This is a genomic window from Mesorhizobium sp. BE184 (assembly GCF_031457045.1).
Classification (GTDB): Bacteria; Pseudomonadota; Alphaproteobacteria; order Rhizobiales; family Rhizobiaceae; genus Mesorhizobium.
Map to the genome: position 1 here is coordinate 1,228,066 of NZ_JAVDVU010000001.1, position 14,347 is coordinate 1,242,412.

Consider the following 14,347-nt stretch of genomic DNA (forward strand, 5'->3'; position numbering starts at 1 on the left):
CATATGGAACAGGGAGACACCATGAGCGGCTACATCCTCGCGATAGACCAGGGCACCACATCCTCACGCGCCATCGTCTTCGACGGCCAGATGAAGCCGGCAGGCTCCGGTCAAAAGGAGTTCACCCAGCACTATCCGGCTTCGGGATGGGTGGAGCACGATCCGGAGGAAATCTGGTCGAGCGTCGTCGCAACGGTGAAGGCCGCGCTGAAATCGGCAAAGCGCAGCGCCTCGGATATCGCCGCCATCGGCATCACCAACCAGCGTGAAACGGTGGTGATCTGGGACAAGGCCACCGGCACGCCCATCCACAACGCCATCGTCTGGCAGGACCGCCGCACGGCCTCGCTCTGCGCCAGGCTGAAGAAGCAGGGTCTGGAACCGAAGTTCAGCAAGAAGACCGGCCTGCTGCTCGACCCGTATTTTTCCGGCACCAAGATCGCCTGGCTCCTGGACAAGGTCAAGGGCGCCCGCAAGCGCGCCGAGAAGGGCGAACTGCTTGCCGGAACGATCGACACATTCCTCATCTGGCGGCTGACGGGCGGCAAGGTTCACGCCACCGATGCCACCAACGCCTCGCGAACGCTGGTGTACAACATCGCGACCAATGCCTGGGACGAGGAACTGCTCAAGATTCTTCGCATTCCCGCATCGCTGCTGCCGGAAGTCAAAGATTGCGCCGATGATTTTGGAATCACGGAGAAAAACCTGTTCGGCGCCGAGATAAAAATCCTCGGGGTCGCCGGCGATCAGCAGGCGGCCACCATAGGCCAGGCCTGCTTCAAGCCGGGAATGATGAAATCGACCTACGGCACCGGCTGCTTCGCCATCCTCAACACGGGCGCCGACATCGTGCGTTCGAAAAACCGCCTGCTGACGACCATTGCCTATCGGCTGGGCGGCAAGACCACCTATGCGCTCGAGGGGTCGATCTTTATTGCCGGCGCGGCCGTACAATGGCTCCGCGACGGAGCCAGGATGATCGACAAGGCGGCGAAAAGCGGCGAACTCGCCGCGCAGGCCGATCCGACGCAGAATGTCTATCTGGTGCCGGCCTTTGTCGGCCTCGGCGCGCCGCATTGGGATGCGGAGGCGCGGGGCGCGATCTTCGGCCTGACGCGCAATTCCGGCCCGGCCGAATTCGCGCGCGCGGCGCTGGAATCGGTCGCCTACCAGACCCGCGATCTGCTCGACGCGATGCGCAAGGACTGGAAGTCCGGAGCCGCCAGGACCGTTCTGCGGGTCGATGGCGGCATGGTCGCTTCGGACTGGACGATGCAGCGCCTTGCCGATGTGCTGGACGCGCCCGTCGACAGGCCGACAATTCTCGAGACCACCGCGTTGGGTGCGGCCTGGCTCGCGGGCTCGCAGGCCGGTGTCTGGCCGAAAATGGCGGAGTTCGCCAGGGCGTGGTCGCTCGACCGGCGCTTCGAGCCGGACATGGACAAGGCGACGCGCTCGGCCAAGCTGAAGGGTTGGCATGACGCGGTGCGCCGCACCCTCAGCGCATGAAAGAACCCGCGCGGTCAAGCGCGGGTTCTTTCCAGATCGGGATTGCTCGACAGTGCGCTGTCAGTAGGGCGAATAGCACTGCTGACGCGGACCGTTATATGGCTGGAACGTGTTGTCGGATGCCCGGTACGACCGGTAGCGGTCATAGCACCACTGCACGTGCGCGCTGCCGCCGCGATAGGCCGGGGGCCGGTCGTTGGCGATCGCGCCGGAGATTATGGCGCCCGTGGCAAAGGCGGCAAGCGGGAACCACAAGTCCCCGTGGCGACGGTATCCCGGGCGATGGTAGCGGTATCCGCGATGGCCGCGCCAGTAGTGACCGTCGCCGCGTCGGATGACGTCACGTCTTATGACGGTGCCGTTGCCGCGGCGAATGATATGACGGCGAAGGAGCCGCCGTTCCTGCACCTGCTGGACATCGGATGACGCCGCGGGCGCATTGACTGTCGGCATGACAGGCGCGGCATTGACCGGCACCGCTGCTGCGAAGGCGAACGAAACAGACAGTGTCGTCGCCAGTAGCGTAGACATGAACTTTGTCATGGAGATTCTCCTCGGAAGGGGTTGATGGAAGTCCCTTTGCGCTAGAAACGGCCAGGACGGGAATTTGTTCCGCGCATACGGCCGATGCCCGCGGTCGAGACAGGCCGCTAAATGCTGGAAGATACCGATTGCGGGCGCGCCCGCCCATAAGCGCAATACACAGGACTTTATGGGTTTTTCCGGTTGACCGGCCCCCGCACTCTCCCTATGTTCCGGCGCAATTTTCGGGGGCTGTTTTCCCGAACGCAGCGCCGCCAGATGCGTACTGGCATCGATGCAACGATGTTGAGGCGCGGGAAGATTTCCCTTCGTGGCAAACATCAGGGATGGGCCGGTAGCTCAGCGGTAGAGCACGTGACTTTTAATCATGTGGTCGTGGGTTCGATCCCCACCCGGCTCACCATTTCCTGTTGATTGCGTCACCCGGCATTGAAGAGCAGGGATACCTGTCCGCCCGAATGGCGCTCCAGGCGTCCGGCAAGATCCAGTTCCAGAAGCACCATGAACACCTGCGCGGGATGCAGGCTGGTATGGACGATGATGTCGTCGATGGCGACCGGCGCAGGTCCCAGCGCCTCGACCACGCGGTCCCGTTCGGTGTCGCCAGGTGGCTGGATCGCGGAAAAATCCGGCGGTTCTTCCAGCGAAGCCCGGAACGAAGGTTGCGAGCCGGCCATGGGTTGGATGGCGCCGGTGATGTCGGCGGTTTCCGTCACCAGAATGGCGCCGTCCTTGAGCAGGCCGTTGGTGCCGCCGGCGCGCGGGTCCAGCGGCGAGCCCGGCACGGCAAAGACAAGCCGACCCATTTCGCCGGCCAGCCTGGCGCTGATGAGCGACCCTGACCGCTGCGCCGCCTCGACCACCACGAGGCCCATGGCCATGCCGGCGACCAGCCGGTTGCGACGGGGAAAATCCTGCGCCCTCGGCTGCCAGCCGAACGGCATTTCCGAAACAATGGCGCCGCCACGGCGGGCGATTTCCGTGCAAAGCTCGATGTTCTCGGGCGGGTAGGGCTGATCGACCCCACCAGCCAAAATCCCGATGGTGCCGGTGTCGAGGCTGCCCTGATGCACGGCCGTGTCGATGCCGCGCGCAAGACCCGAGACCACCGCATAGCCGTCGCGGCCGAGTTCTGCGGCAAGCATCCGCGCCATCTTCATGCCGGTGAGCGAAGCGTTGCGGGAGCCAACGATGGATATGGCCGGCATCCGCAGCACCGCGCCGTCGCCTTTGACGGCCAGCACCGGCGGCGGATTGTCGATTTCCTTCAGCGGCGCCGGATAGTCCGGTTCGCCGATGCAGACGAATCGTGCTCCGGCTTTCCGGGCCAGTTCCAATTCCGCTTCGATCTCGCTGACGGCCGGAATGCGCGGCAGCCGGCTGGCGCCGCCGGAGATCATCAGTTCCGGCAGGATTTCCAGCGCGGCCTCGGCCGAGCCGAAACGATTGATGAGATCGCGAAAGCTGGCCGGGCCTACATTGGCGGTGCGGATCAGGCGCAGCCAGTTGAGCCGTTGCCGGTCGCTGAGCAGCGGCGAGGCGCTGGCAACCATCAGCCCTTGGCCCCGATCCGGCCTTCGGTGCCGGCCGTCAGCCGCGCTATGTTGGTCTTGTGCTTGTAGAAGATCAGCACGCTCATGACGGCGAAATAGGCGGCGTATTCATGCCAGCCGAACAAATAGAGCGCGACCGGCACCACGACACAGGCCGTGAGCGCGGCAAGCGAGGAATAGCGGGATACAAGCGCTACGGCGATCCAGACCGCCATGAAGCCCAGCGCGACCGGCCAGACAAGCCCGATCAGCACGCCGAGATAGGTGGCGACGCCCTTGCCGCCCTTGAAGCCGAGCCAGACCGGGAAAAGGTGGCCCAGAAACGCGCCGAATCCGGCGAGCGCACCCGTCTCCGCGCCGTAGCGCAGGGCGATCAGCGCCGGCACGGTTCCCTTGAGAGCGTCGAGGATGAGGGTGGCCGCGGCCAATCCCTTGTTGCCCGTGCGCAGCACGTTGGTGGCGCCGATATTGCCGGAGCCGATCTGGCGCACGTCGCCCAGGCCGGCAAAACGCGTCAGCAGCAGGCCGAATGGGATCGACCCACAGAGATAGCCGAAAACCAGGGCTAGAACCGGAAAGAGCGACATTATCCCCCCAAGGCGCTGCCGGTCTTGGAAGCCGGCTAGACCGAAAATACAGTGTGGCCGGCGACCATCGTTTGCAAGACCCGGCCTTGCAGCCGCGCTCCCTCGAAACAGGTGTTCTTCGAACGCGAGCGGATGGCACTTTCGCTGACAATCCACGGCTCGTCCAGATCGACCAGAACGATATCGGCCGGCGATCCGGGTTTGAGCGTGCCGCCCTCCAGCCCATACAGCCGGGCAGGGGCGGTGGACAGGGTTTCGACCAGCCGCAGAAGGGGCGCGTCGCCATTGTGATAGAGCCGCAGCGCCACGCCCAGCAGCGTCTCAAGTCCGATCGCGCCGGCCTCGGCATCGGCAAAGGGCAGGCGCTTGGTATCGACGTCCTGCGGGTCGTGCGAGGAAACGATGACGTCGAGCGTACCGTCCTTCAGCGCCTCGATCATGGCAAGCCTGTCTTCCTCGGCGCGCAGCGGCGGCATCAGCCGGAAAAAGGTCCGGTATTCGCCGACATCGTTCTCGTTCAGCGCCAGATTGTGGATGGCGACGCCCGCCGTGACCCTGGCGCCATCGGCCTTGGCGCGCCGGATCGCTTCAATGGAAAGAGCGGTCGATATCTTGGCGGCGTGGTAGGCGCCGCCGGTCAGCCGCGCCAGCATCAGGTCGCGTTCCAGCGGGATGGCCTCGGCCTCGCGCGGAATGCCGGCAAGGCCGAGCCAGCTTGCGTAAAGCCCTTCGTTCATCACGCCCGACGAGGCAAGGTCGGCATCCTGCGTCTCATGCGCGATGACGGCGCCGAAGTCGCGCGCATAGGTCAGCGCCCGGCGCATCACCAGCGAACTGGCGATGGTGTGCCGCCCATCGGTAAAGCCGACGGCGCCCGCCTCGCGCAGCAGGCCGAACTCGGTCATTTCGCGGCCGGCGAGTTGCTTGGTGATGGCCGCTGCCGGAAACACATTGACGATTGCCGTGTCCTTCGCGGTCCGCAGCACGAACTCGACCAGCGCGACATTGTCGATCGCGGGATCTGTATCAGGCATCATGACGATGGAGGTGACGCCGCCCGCCGCGGCCGCGACGCTTGCCGACGCGATGGTCTCGCGATGCTCGCCACCTGGTTCGCCGATGAAGACGCGGCTGTCGACCAGACCGGGCAGCAGTGCCTTGCCGGCGCAATCGACGACCGTGGCGCTCTCGGGCGTGCCCTGGTTGAATGCGGAGGCACCAGACGCGAGGATTTTGCCGCCATCGACGATGACGGTGCCGGTTTCATCGAGGCCGCGCGAAGGATCGACGATGCGGGCGCGGTGGAAGACGGTGGCTGTCATCAGCTGCGCTCCTCCGTACCGCGCCGTGAGTCGAGCAGGGCTTCCATCACGGCCATGCGCACCGCGACTCCCATCTCAACCTGTTCCTGGATGACGCTTTGCGGGCCATCGGCGATCTCGGAGGCGATCTCCACACCGCGGTTCATCGGGCCGGGATGCATCACCAGCGCGTCCGGCTTGGCGTATCTGAGCTTTTCGGCGTCGAGGCCGAAATAGCGGAAATATTCGCGCACCGAAGGCACGAAGGCGCCGGCCATGCGCTCGCGCTGCAGGCGCAGCATCATCACCACGTCGGCGTCCTTCAGCCCTTCCGCCATCGAGCGATGGACGATGACGCCCATCTGCTCGATGCCGGTCGGCAGCAGCGTCGAGGGCGCGACGACCCGCACCTGCGCGCCGAGCGCATTGAGCAGGAGGATGTTGGAGCGCGCGACGCGCGAATGCAGGATGTCGCCGCAGATCGCCACGATCAGTTTCGACAGCGGCCCCTTTGCGCGCCGGATGGTCAGCGCGTCGAGCAGCGCCTGCGTCGGATGCTCATGCGTGCCGTCGCCGGCATTGACCACCGCGCACCCGACCTTCTGCGCCAGAAGCGCCGCAGCGCCGGCCGACTGGTGGCGGATGACGAGGATGTCAGGGTGCATGGCATTCAGCGTCATCGCCGTGTCGATGAGCGTTTCGCCTTTTTTCACCGAGGAACTGGCGACCGACATGTTCATGACGTCGGCGCCCAGCCGCTTGCCGGCCAGTTCGAACGACGACTGCGTGCGCGTCGACGCCTCATAGAAGAGATTGATCTGCGTGCGGCCGCGCAGGGTCGATGTCTTCTTCTCGACCTGCAGGGAATTGGCGACCGCGCGGTCGGCCCGTTCCAGCAGAAGTTCGATGTCGGATGGGGAAAGATCGCGGATGCCGAGCAGATGTCGGTGGCGGTAGATTGGCAGAGACGCGGTGTCGGTCATGTCAAAGCGCTGCTATAGGGCCGAGAAGCAGGACCCGCAAGCGCTGCCTCTGGATAGGCGGGCTTTCCACCGGTATTTTCGTCGCACCGCCCTCATGCCTCCGCTATAACCCGGCGGGCACTGCGGATTCGCAGTCGGAATGCGACCCGGAAATGCGACAAGGAATGGTGTGTGACTGAAGAGGTGATCAATCAGCCGCCGCCGCTCACGGGCGGCAACGCCTGGCGGGGCGATCCTCTGCTGATCCAGCTGGCCGAGCGGTTTTCCGACCCGGTCCGCAAGGAGCTCGACGGGCTCGGCCGTTTTGTGCTGACCCAGGAAGCGCAGGACCTCGCGCGCCTGGCCAATGTCGAGACGCCGAAGCTGCGCACGCATGACCGGCAGGGCAGGCGCATTGATCTCGTCGAGTTCCATCCCGCCTATCACGCGCTGCTGCGCCGGTCTGTGGCGATCGGGCTGCATTCCTCGGTCTGGGAAAATGGCGACACCGAGATCGGACGCCGTCATCAGGTGCGCGCCGCGCGCTTCTACCTGACAGCGGAGCTCGAGACCGGTCATCTTTGCCCCATCACCATGACCAGCGCCTCGCTGGCGGCGCTGATGGGCAATCCGAAGCTGTTCCGCGAATGGGCGCCGCGCGTGACGACGCGCAAATACGACCAGAGTCAGAAGCCGCCGGTCGAAAAGACCGGCCTGACGCTCGGCATGGGGATGACGGAAAAGCAGGGCGGCACCGACGTACGGGCCAATCTCACCAAGGCCGAGCGCGCCGGTTCGAGCGGCTTCTACCGCCTAACTGGCCACAAATGGTTCATGTCGGCCCCGATGTCCGATGCCTTCCTTGTTCTGGGGCAGGCGCCGGAAGGCCTTTCCTGCTTCCTCGTGCCGCGGATCCTCGGCGACGGCACCGGCAATGGCTTCCGTTTCCAGCGGCTCAAGGACAAGCTCGGCAACCGCTCCAATGCCTCGTCCGAGGTCGAGTTCGAGAACGCCATCGCCGAGATGGTCGGTGAGCCCGGCGAAGGCATCAAGACCATCATGGACATGGTGACGCTGACGCGGCTCGACTGCGCCATTGCCTCCTCGGCCATCATGCGCGCCGGGCTGGCCGAAGCCGTCAACCACGCCCGCCATCGCCAGGTCTTCGGCACTCCGCTCATCGACCAACCGATCATGCAGCGCGTTCTTGCCGACATGGCGCTGGATGTCGCGGCGGCTACGGCGCTGTCATTCAGGCTGGCGCGCTCCTTCGACGAGGCCGCCAGCGACCGTGGCGAGGCGGCCTTTGCGCGCGCCATGACGCCGGTGGTGAAATACTGGGTGTGCAAGCTCGCGCCGGCGCTGCTCTACGAGGCTATGGAATGCCTGGGCGGCAACGGCTATGTCGAGGAGGGGCCGCTGGCGCGTTACTATCGCGAGGCGCCGGTCAACGCCATCTGGGAAGGCTCCGGCAACGTGATGGCGCTGGACGTGCTGCGCGTGCTCGGCCGCGCCCCCGCTCTTTTCGAAGATGTGCTTTCGGGCATCGACCGCGACCTCGGCGCAAACGGAAGAGGAACCATCAGCGTGCTGCGCGCCGCCATGCAGGTGGCGTCGACCGACGAAGGCTCGGCGCGCATCCTGACCGAACAGCTCGCGCTTTCCGCCGCTGCCGCCGAATTGCGCCGTCTCGGCGCCGGCCGCATTGCCGACGCCTTTGTCGAGACGCGCCTCGCCGGCCAATGGCGAACGACCTACGGCATGATCGATTCGCGCCATGACGCGCGCATGATCATCGACACGCTCTATCCGCCGACGAACTGAGCCGCGATGGCAAGCATCGCCGGAATGGTGGCGAAGGACAGCAAGGTCTGCAGCGTCGTCACGGTCGCGTAGAGTTCCGCGTCGCCGCCCATCTGCCTGGCCAGGACGTATCCATTCAGCGCGGTCGGCACCGCGCCACACAGGACGAGAAACAGCAGCGCCTCGCCAGTGACGCCGAAGGCGAGGGCGACCGCCAGCAGCAGTGCTGGAAAAACGATCAGCTTGACCACCACCGGTATCAGGATCGCCAGCCGCGGCTCGACCAGGCTGCCCAGCCGCAAGCCCGCGCCGATGCCGACAAGCCCAAGCCCGAGCGCGGCCTGACCGATCAGATCCAGGGATTTCTCGACCGGCGCGTAGAGCGGAAAGGGCAGGGCGCGCCAGAGCACACCGCCCGCGGCGGCAATGACCATCGGATTGGTCAGGATGCGTCGGATGATCGTCGTCCAGTCGGCGCTTCTGTTGGCGAAGCGGGTGACGACGAAGACTGTCATCAGGTTGATCGGCAGGATGATGACCGCCATCATCAGCGCGATGACAGCCATGCCGGCCGGCGGAAAGAGTTTTTGCGCGATCGCCAGCGCCATGAACGCGTTCCAACGAACGGATGTCTGGAAAACGGACGAAAACTCTTCCCGCCGCACCAGACCGGTCCGGCGCAGCAATGGCCACAGGCCGAGCACCAGGGCAAACACCAGCGGCAGGGTCACGGCCAGCGCCAGCATCATCGCGTCGAGCTCCAGGCCGCTGAAATCCGCATTGACGATGGTGACGAAGATCAGCGCCGGGTAGAACAGCCAGTAGCCAAGCTGGTTTATGCCTTCCCAACCTTCGGCGTCGATCAGTTTGACGCGGCACATTATGTGTCCGCTGAGGATCAGCAGGAAAATCGGCAGGAGACTTTCGAACGTCGCTTGCATGGGCCACCCCGTATCGCGGGCGAGCCATACCAGCCGGGGTGGGGATGTAAATGGACCAGCCTGTCACCGGTCTTGGCCTTGTGGATGGCCGTTAACCTTAACAAATGGTTTCCATTGCGGGCGACATGCGCAAAGCCCACTGTCGTTGGATACTATCGGCAGGGACCTTATGCGCCAGATATTGTCATCATTTCTGTGCCTCCATTGGGCAGTCGCCTTCGCCATACCGGCGTTTGCCTGCATCGGCGGACTGTACGGCATTGAGGCGGCGCTCGGATTGATCGGCATTCCGGCCACCGGCGAACAGATTGGCGCAGCCGGGGCCGGGCTGGCGATTCCAGTCGCTGTAGCGCTGTTGCTGGTTGCAGTCTTGTTCTGCTGGGCCAGCGTCGAGTTGTTCATCGGAGATTCGGACCGGCCTCAAGGCACCGAATCTGTGGTGAAAGCGGCATTTACCGCGGCTGGCTTGATGCTCTCCGCGACACTTGTCGCCGGTACGACAGCGGACATGGATGGCGTCTTCGTCGCTGTTACGATCCAGATGGCGGCGCTTGCGGCCTGCTACGTGACGTGCGTGGGTGAACGGCTTGGAAATGCCCGGCTTGCTGCAGCCGCCCGGTCGAATGACAGCCGCGAAGCCGCCCGCGCCATGGCGATGGGCGCGGCGCGGGTCTATACGCGTCCCCGGCTTGCCGTCCTCCCATCGAACCACGAGGGCAGGTGATGCGCTACGTGCTTATCCTGTGGGCCGCGCCGCTGGCGCTTTTCTGGGGTTGGTTCTTCCTGTCGCTCAACGACATGAATTTCGGCTACGTGATGCTGAGCCGGCAGTTGCACGATCTTGTGTTCGAGCTCTACGGCGAAATCCTGGGAATCGACCCCGCCGCCATTCCGGGCATGGTCGCCAAGGCCTGCGTGCTGGACTCGTGCCTGCTTTTCGCGATCCTGGCGTTCCGCAGGCGCAAAGCCATCGCATCATGGTATTCGGGCTTCAAAGCCCGTCATTTCGAGCCGCGTTACGAAGTGTCTGGAGACGGTCCAAAACTCCCTGCAGAATGAACGCGGCGGCGGCCGAATCGATCTTGCCGGCGCGCTTGCGGCGCGAAAAATCCATCTCGATCAGGGTGCGCTCCGCGGCAACCGTGGAAAGCCGTTCATCCCACAAAACAAAGGGCAGGGCGGTCAGCGATGCCATGTTGCGCACGAACGCGCGCGACTTCTGCGCCCTTGGCCCTTCCGAGCCATCCATGTTGATCGGCAGGCCAAGCACCACCGCGCCGACATTGTCCCTGGTGAACTGGGCCAGCAATACGTCGGCATCGAGCGAAAACTTCCTGCGCATGATGACCGGCCGGGGATGGGAGAAGGACAGCCCGCTGTCCGATACGGCGATGCCGATCGTCTTGTCGCCGAGGTCCAGCCCCGCGAGCGTCCTGCCGTTCCGCAGGTAGAGCGGCAGTTCCTCGACGGCGACAATGCCCACGTGCTTTCCTTTGACTTGAACCGATGCCGTTCTATCCTCTGGGGAACGAAAAATCGAGGAGACTGTGGATGAAGCTTACCTGGTACGGGCATTCGGCCTTTCGCATCGAAACCGGTGACCTGAAAATCCTTATAGACCCGTATCTTATCGGAAATCCCTCGTGGGAAGGCGGGTGGGAAGGCCCTGCTGAAGGCGTCACGCATGTTTTGCTGACGCATGGCCATAGCGATCATATCAGCGGCGCGGCGGAGGTTTTGAAAAAGACCGGCGCCATGCTGGTCGCGAATTTCGAAATATGCATGTTCCTGGTCGGCCAGGGCGTCAGCGACAAAAAGATCAATCCCGGCAATATCGGCGGCACCGTCGATTGCGACGGTTTCACCACGACTTTCGTACAGGCTCTGCACTCTTCGTCGGTGCCGGGCGAGGGCGGACAAAATACCTACATGGGCAATCCCGGGGGCCTTGTGCTGCATTTTCCCGGGGACAAGACGCTCTATCACATGGGCGACACCGACATCTTCTCCGACATGGCGCTGATCAACGAACTGCATGAGCCGAAGATCGGTCTGGTGCCCGTTGGCGACCGTTTCACCATGGGCGGGGCGGTGGCGGCGCTTGCGTGCCGGCGCTTCTTCAACTTCGAGGCCGTCGTGCCCTGCCACTATGCGACGTTTTCGTTGCTCGACCAGACGCCCGACAGGTTCGTCGACGGGCTGGATGGCTCCGGCATCCGGGTCGTGGTGCCCGGGGTCGGCGAGAGCGTAGATGTTTAACAGCCAAAAAAAGGGAGCAGGAATATGCGTTTGGGGGATTTTCTTCTCGCTGGCATGATCATTGCCAGTCCGTCTTCGGCTCTCGCCGCCGACGATTTCATCAAGGGCGTTTATCTCCAGACCGAGGAGCTTTGCGCGCAAGCCAAGAAGGAGGGGGTCGAAGCCGTCGCGGAAGCCGGCAACATCGTGCTCTCGGAACGCGGACTCGAAAGCGTCGAATACAATTGCGAGTTCGTTCAGGTGACGAAGGCGCAACGGTCGCCGGCCTGGGCGGTTACAGCCATCTGCCAGGAGCCAGGCCACTTGTCTCCCGATGTGCTGTCGGTAACGCAGATGTCTCCGACGCAGATCGAACTGGTCTCCGTCACGCCAGCTTCCGCCGAAGGGGAGGTCGGTGGCAATGGCGGCAGTTATGTCCTGTGCGAAGGGCTGTCCATGCCGTGACGAAACGGCTGGCGCAACATTGATACGCCCGGACGACGCATGTTGCGTGGCAAGCGCTGCGCGGCTATAGCGCGGGCAAGGTTTCCCGAGGCAATAGAGAATGTCAGTCGATCTCCAGACCGTTAAGCGCGTCGCTCGCCTAGCCCGCATCGCGGTGAGCGAAGATGATGCCGCGCGCATGACCGGCGAACTCAATGCGATCCTGGGCTTCGTCGAGCAGCTCAACGAGGTCGACGTCTCCGGCGTCGAGCCGATGACCTCGGTGACGCCGATGGAGATGAAGAAGCGGCAGGACGTCGTCACCGACGGCAGCAAGGCCGCCGACGTCGTCGCCAACGCGCCGGCCACGGAAGAGAACTTCTTTCTCGTGCCGAAGGTTGTGGAGTGAGCGTCATGGCGATCGAGATCGCCGTCGAAAGCCCCTTGCAGGACGATGTGAGAACGCTGGTCTCGGAGTTGAACGAGGCGCTGATGGCGCTGACGCCGCGCGAATTCTGCCATCATCTGACCGTCGAGCAGATGGCCGACGGGAGCACGACCGTCTTTGTCGCACGCGAGGATGGGCAAGCTGTCGGATGCGGCGCGCTGAAGCGGCACGGCGACGGCATCGGCGAGGTCAAGCGCATGTACACGCGCCCGTCGCATCGCGGCCGCAGGATCGGTGCGTTGATCGTCGAACAAATAGAAGCGTTGGCGAGGCGGGAAGAGCTCGGGCAACTCGTGCTCGAGACGGGCGACCGCCATCCCGCCGCCTGGACTGTATATGAGCGCGCCGGCTTTCGCCGTTGCGGTCCGATTCTGGACTACCCGGACACGCAGTGGTCGGTGTTTTACGAGAAGAAGCTAGCCTGATGACCGATTTGACCAGCCTGACCATTGCCGAAGCCCGCTCCAAGCTGAAAGGCAAGGAGATCAAGGCGGCCGAGATCACCGACGCCTATCTGGCCGCGATCGACCGCGCCAATCCGGCGCTCAATGCCTACGTCGCCGTCACCCACGACAAGGCGCGCGACATGGCAAAGGCGTCGGATGCCAGGCTGGCCAAAGGCGAAGCGGGAAACCTGGAAGGAATCCCCCTCGGCATCAAGGACCTGTTCGGCACCGAAGGCGTTCACACGCAGGCCTGCAGCCATGTGCTGGACGGCTTCAAGCCGCGCTACGAATCGACGGTCACCTCCAACCTGTGGGCGGACGGCGCCGTCATGCTCGGCAAGCTCAACATGGACGAGTTCGCCATGGGCTCGTCCAACGAAACCTCTTACTACGGCCCGGTGGTAAACCCGTGGCGGCGCTCCCGCGTTGACACGACGGTGATGCCTGCGGCGCGCAAGGACGAGGGTGGATTTGTTTCTCCTGGCGGCGCCGCGGAGTCGCGCACACTCGACAATGCGCAGTTGGTGCCGGGCGGCTCATCCGGTGGCTCGGCGGCGGCCGTCTCGGCATTCCTGTGCGCCGGCGCGACCGCGACCGACACCGGCGGCTCGATCCGCCAGCCGGCAGCGTTCACCGGCACGGTCGGCATCAAGCCGACCTATGGCCGCTGCTCGCGCTGGGGCGTCGTCGCCTTTGCCTCCTCGCTCGACCAGGCCGGGCCGATCGCGCGTGACGTGCGCGACGCGGCGATCCTGTTGAAGTCGATGGCCTCCGTCGATGCGAAGGACACCACCTCGGTCGACCTTCCGGTGCCGGACTATGAGGCGGCGCTCGGCCGGCCGGTTCGCGGCATGAAGGTCGGCATTCCGAAGGAATACCGCATCGAGGGAATGCCGCAGGAGATCGAGGCGCTGTGGCAGAAGGGCATTGCCTGGCTGAAGGATGCCGGCGCCGAGATCGTCGAAATCTCGCTGCCGCACACGAAATACGCCCTGCCGGCCTATTACATCGTCGCGCCGGCGGAGGCTTCTTCGAACCTCGCGCGCTATGATGGCGTCCGCTACGGCCTGCGCGTGCCGGGCAAAGACATCATCGATATGTACGAAAAGACCCGTGCCGCTGGCTTCGGCGACGAGGTCAAGCGCCGCATCATGATCGGCACCTATGTGCTGTCGGCCGGCTACTACGATGCCTACTATCTGCAGGCGCAGAAAGTGCGCACGCTGATCAAGAAGGATTTCGAGGACGTGTTCGCCGCGGGCGTCGATGTCATCCTGACGCCGGCGACGCCGTCGGCCGCCTTCGGCATCGCCGACGAGGACATGAACGCCGATCCGGTGAAGATGTACCTCAACGACATCTTCACCGTGACGGTGAACATGGCCGGCCTGCCGGGCATCGCCGTCCCCGCCGGCCTCGACGCCAACGGCCTGCCGCTAGGCCTCCAGCTGATCGGGCGGCCGTTCGACGAGGAAACACTCTTTCAGACCGCTTATGTCATTGAACAGGCGGCGGGCCGGTTCCAGCCGGAGAAATGGTGGTAGTGCGTCCTTCGAGGCTCGCTTTGCT

Annotated in this window: 16 protein-coding genes and 1 tRNA gene; 10 read left to right on the plus strand and 7 right to left on the minus strand. The window is 64.2% G+C overall.

The window, feature by feature from the left end; translation table 11 throughout:
* Positions 1-21: 21 nt before the first annotated feature.
* Positions 22-1,512, plus strand: coding sequence for a glycerol kinase GlpK (glpK, locus tag J2X35_RS06080; RefSeq protein WP_056115509.1), 1,491 nt, complete (start codon positions 22-24; stop codon positions 1,510-1,512).
* Positions 1,513-1,572: 60 nt separating this feature from the next.
* Here glpK and J2X35_RS06085 read toward each other — a convergent pair whose 3' ends face one another.
* Positions 1,573-2,055, minus strand: coding sequence for a BA14K family protein (locus J2X35_RS06085; RefSeq protein ID WP_056109643.1), 483 nt, complete (start codon positions 2,053-2,055; stop codon positions 1,573-1,575).
* 328 nt (positions 2,056-2,383) lie between these two features.
* Here J2X35_RS06085 and J2X35_RS06090 point away from each other — a divergent pair.
* Positions 2,384-2,458 (plus strand) — tRNA-Lys (locus J2X35_RS06090).
* A gap of 16 nt (positions 2,459-2,474) precedes the next feature.
* Here J2X35_RS06090 and dprA read toward each other — a convergent pair.
* The 4 genes from dprA to J2X35_RS06110 are packed head-to-tail and all read right to left on the minus strand — an operon-like array spanning position 2,475 to position 6,479.
* Positions 2,475-3,608, minus strand: coding sequence for a DNA-processing protein DprA (gene dprA / locus J2X35_RS06095; protein WP_405023181.1), 1,134 nt, complete (start codon positions 3,606-3,608; stop codon positions 2,475-2,477).
* Positions 3,608-4,195 carry a glycerol-3-phosphate 1-O-acyltransferase PlsY gene (gene plsY, locus J2X35_RS06100; protein ID WP_056109645.1) on the minus strand — a complete coding sequence of 196 codons (588 nt, stop codon included), beginning with the start codon at positions 4,193-4,195 and terminating at the stop codon, positions 3,608-3,610. The genes dprA and plsY overlap by 1 nt, the downstream gene beginning before the upstream one ends.
* 35 nt (positions 4,196-4,230) lie before the next feature.
* The gene (locus J2X35_RS06105) at positions 4,231-5,517 is read right to left on the minus strand and encodes a dihydroorotase (RefSeq protein ID WP_310182991.1); all 1,287 of its coding nucleotides are present in this window, start codon (positions 5,515-5,517) and stop codon (positions 4,231-4,233) included.
* Positions 5,517-6,479: an aspartate carbamoyltransferase catalytic subunit gene (locus J2X35_RS06110; protein ID WP_310182993.1), complete on the minus strand. Its 963-nt coding sequence runs from the start codon at positions 6,477-6,479 to the stop codon at positions 5,517-5,519. The genes J2X35_RS06105 and J2X35_RS06110 overlap by 1 nt, the downstream gene beginning before the upstream one ends.
* 171 nt (positions 6,480-6,650) lie before the next feature.
* Between J2X35_RS06110 and J2X35_RS06115 the strand changes: the two genes are divergently transcribed.
* A complete protein-coding gene (locus J2X35_RS06115; protein WP_310182995.1) occupies positions 6,651-8,282 on the plus strand; it encodes a DNA alkylation response protein in 1,632 nt (543 codons plus the stop codon).
* Here the strand turns inward: J2X35_RS06115 and J2X35_RS06120 are convergent.
* Positions 8,264-9,202, minus strand: coding sequence for an AEC family transporter (locus tag J2X35_RS06120; RefSeq protein ID WP_310182996.1), 939 nt, complete (start codon positions 9,200-9,202; stop codon positions 8,264-8,266). The genes J2X35_RS06115 and J2X35_RS06120 overlap by 19 nt on opposite strands.
* Positions 9,203-9,371: 169 nt before the next feature.
* On the opposite strand from J2X35_RS06120, the gene J2X35_RS06125 reads away from it, so the two are divergent.
* Together J2X35_RS06125 and J2X35_RS06130 are read left to right on the plus strand one after the other, a co-directional pair.
* Positions 9,372-9,926, plus strand: a complete 555-nt coding sequence (locus J2X35_RS06125; protein ID WP_310182998.1) for a hypothetical protein — start codon at positions 9,372-9,374, stop codon at positions 9,924-9,926.
* Positions 9,926-10,261 (plus strand): DUF6105 family protein, encoded by a 336-nt coding sequence (locus tag J2X35_RS06130; protein ID WP_310183001.1) that lies wholly within the window; start codon positions 9,926-9,928, stop codon positions 10,259-10,261. Before J2X35_RS06125 ends, J2X35_RS06130 begins: the two co-directional genes overlap by 1 nt.
* On the opposite strand, the gene ruvX is transcribed toward J2X35_RS06130, so the two are convergent.
* Positions 10,194-10,685 (minus strand): Holliday junction resolvase RuvX, encoded by a 492-nt coding sequence (gene ruvX, locus J2X35_RS06135; protein WP_310183003.1) that lies wholly within the window; start codon positions 10,683-10,685, stop codon positions 10,194-10,196. The two genes, J2X35_RS06130 and ruvX, sit on opposite strands and share 68 nt — an antisense overlap.
* A 68-nt stretch (positions 10,686-10,753) precedes the next feature.
* Here ruvX and J2X35_RS06140 point away from each other — a divergent pair, with 68 nt between their 5' ends.
* From J2X35_RS06140 to J2X35_RS06160, 5 genes are all read left to right on the plus strand, one after another.
* Complete coding sequence (locus tag J2X35_RS06140) at positions 10,754-11,461, plus strand: metal-dependent hydrolase (protein ID WP_310183005.1); 708 nt, start codon at positions 10,754-10,756, stop codon at positions 11,459-11,461.
* 24 nt (positions 11,462-11,485) lie between these two features.
* Positions 11,486-11,905: a hypothetical protein gene (locus J2X35_RS06145; protein WP_244478725.1), complete on the plus strand. Its 420-nt coding sequence runs from the start codon at positions 11,486-11,488 to the stop codon at positions 11,903-11,905.
* A gap of 100 nt (positions 11,906-12,005) precedes the next feature.
* Entirely contained in the window at positions 12,006-12,293 is a 288-nt protein-coding gene (gatC, locus tag J2X35_RS06150) for an Asp-tRNA(Asn)/Glu-tRNA(Gln) amidotransferase subunit GatC (protein WP_310183007.1), read from the plus strand.
* A 5-nt stretch (positions 12,294-12,298) separates the two neighbouring features.
* Positions 12,299-12,757 (plus strand): GNAT family N-acetyltransferase, encoded by a 459-nt coding sequence (locus J2X35_RS06155; RefSeq protein ID WP_310183008.1) that lies wholly within the window; start codon positions 12,299-12,301, stop codon positions 12,755-12,757.
* Positions 12,757-14,322 (plus strand): amidase family protein, encoded by a 1,566-nt coding sequence (locus J2X35_RS06160; protein WP_310183009.1) that lies wholly within the window; start codon positions 12,757-12,759, stop codon positions 14,320-14,322. The genes J2X35_RS06155 and J2X35_RS06160 overlap by 1 nt, the downstream gene beginning before the upstream one ends.
* Positions 14,323-14,347: the final 25 nt, after the last annotated feature.

Bases quoted from the DNA above. Each gene is read 5' to 3' on its own strand.
- J2X35_RS06105 (WP_310182991.1), bottom strand. From the start codon at position 5,517: ATGACAGCCACCGTCTTCCACCGCGCCCGCATCGTCGATCCTTCGCGC.
- J2X35_RS06085 (WP_056109643.1), bottom strand. From the start codon at position 2,055: ATGACAAAGTTCATGTCTACGCTACTGGCGACGACACTGTCTGTTTCG.
- J2X35_RS06130 (WP_310183001.1), top strand. From the start codon at position 9,926: ATGCGCTACGTGCTTATCCTGTGGGCCGCGCCGCTGGCGCTTTTCTGG.
- J2X35_RS06145 (WP_244478725.1), top strand. From the start codon at position 11,486: ATGCGTTTGGGGGATTTTCTTCTCGCTGGCATGATCATTGCCAGTCCG.
- dprA (WP_405023181.1), bottom strand. From the start codon at position 3,608: ATGGTTGCCAGCGCCTCGCCGCTGCTCAGCGACCGGCAACGGCTCAAC.
- gatC (WP_310183007.1), top strand. From the start codon at position 12,006: ATGTCAGTCGATCTCCAGACCGTTAAGCGCGTCGCTCGCCTAGCCCGC.
- J2X35_RS06110 (WP_310182993.1), bottom strand. From the start codon at position 6,479: ATGACCGACACCGCGTCTCTGCCAATCTACCGCCACCGACATCTGCTC.
- J2X35_RS06160 (WP_310183009.1), top strand. From the start codon at position 12,757: ATGACCGATTTGACCAGCCTGACCATTGCCGAAGCCCGCTCCAAGCTG.
- J2X35_RS06125 (WP_310182998.1), top strand. From the start codon at position 9,372: ATGCGCCAGATATTGTCATCATTTCTGTGCCTCCATTGGGCAGTCGCC.
- plsY (WP_056109645.1), bottom strand. From the start codon at position 4,195: ATGTCGCTCTTTCCGGTTCTAGCCCTGGTTTTCGGCTATCTCTGTGGG.
- glpK (WP_056115509.1), top strand. From the start codon at position 22: ATGAGCGGCTACATCCTCGCGATAGACCAGGGCACCACATCCTCACGC.
- J2X35_RS06140 (WP_310183005.1), top strand. From the start codon at position 10,754: ATGAAGCTTACCTGGTACGGGCATTCGGCCTTTCGCATCGAAACCGGT.
- J2X35_RS06155 (WP_310183008.1), top strand. From the start codon at position 12,299: ATGGCGATCGAGATCGCCGTCGAAAGCCCCTTGCAGGACGATGTGAGA.
- J2X35_RS06120 (WP_310182996.1), bottom strand. From the start codon at position 9,202: ATGCAAGCGACGTTCGAAAGTCTCCTGCCGATTTTCCTGCTGATCCTC.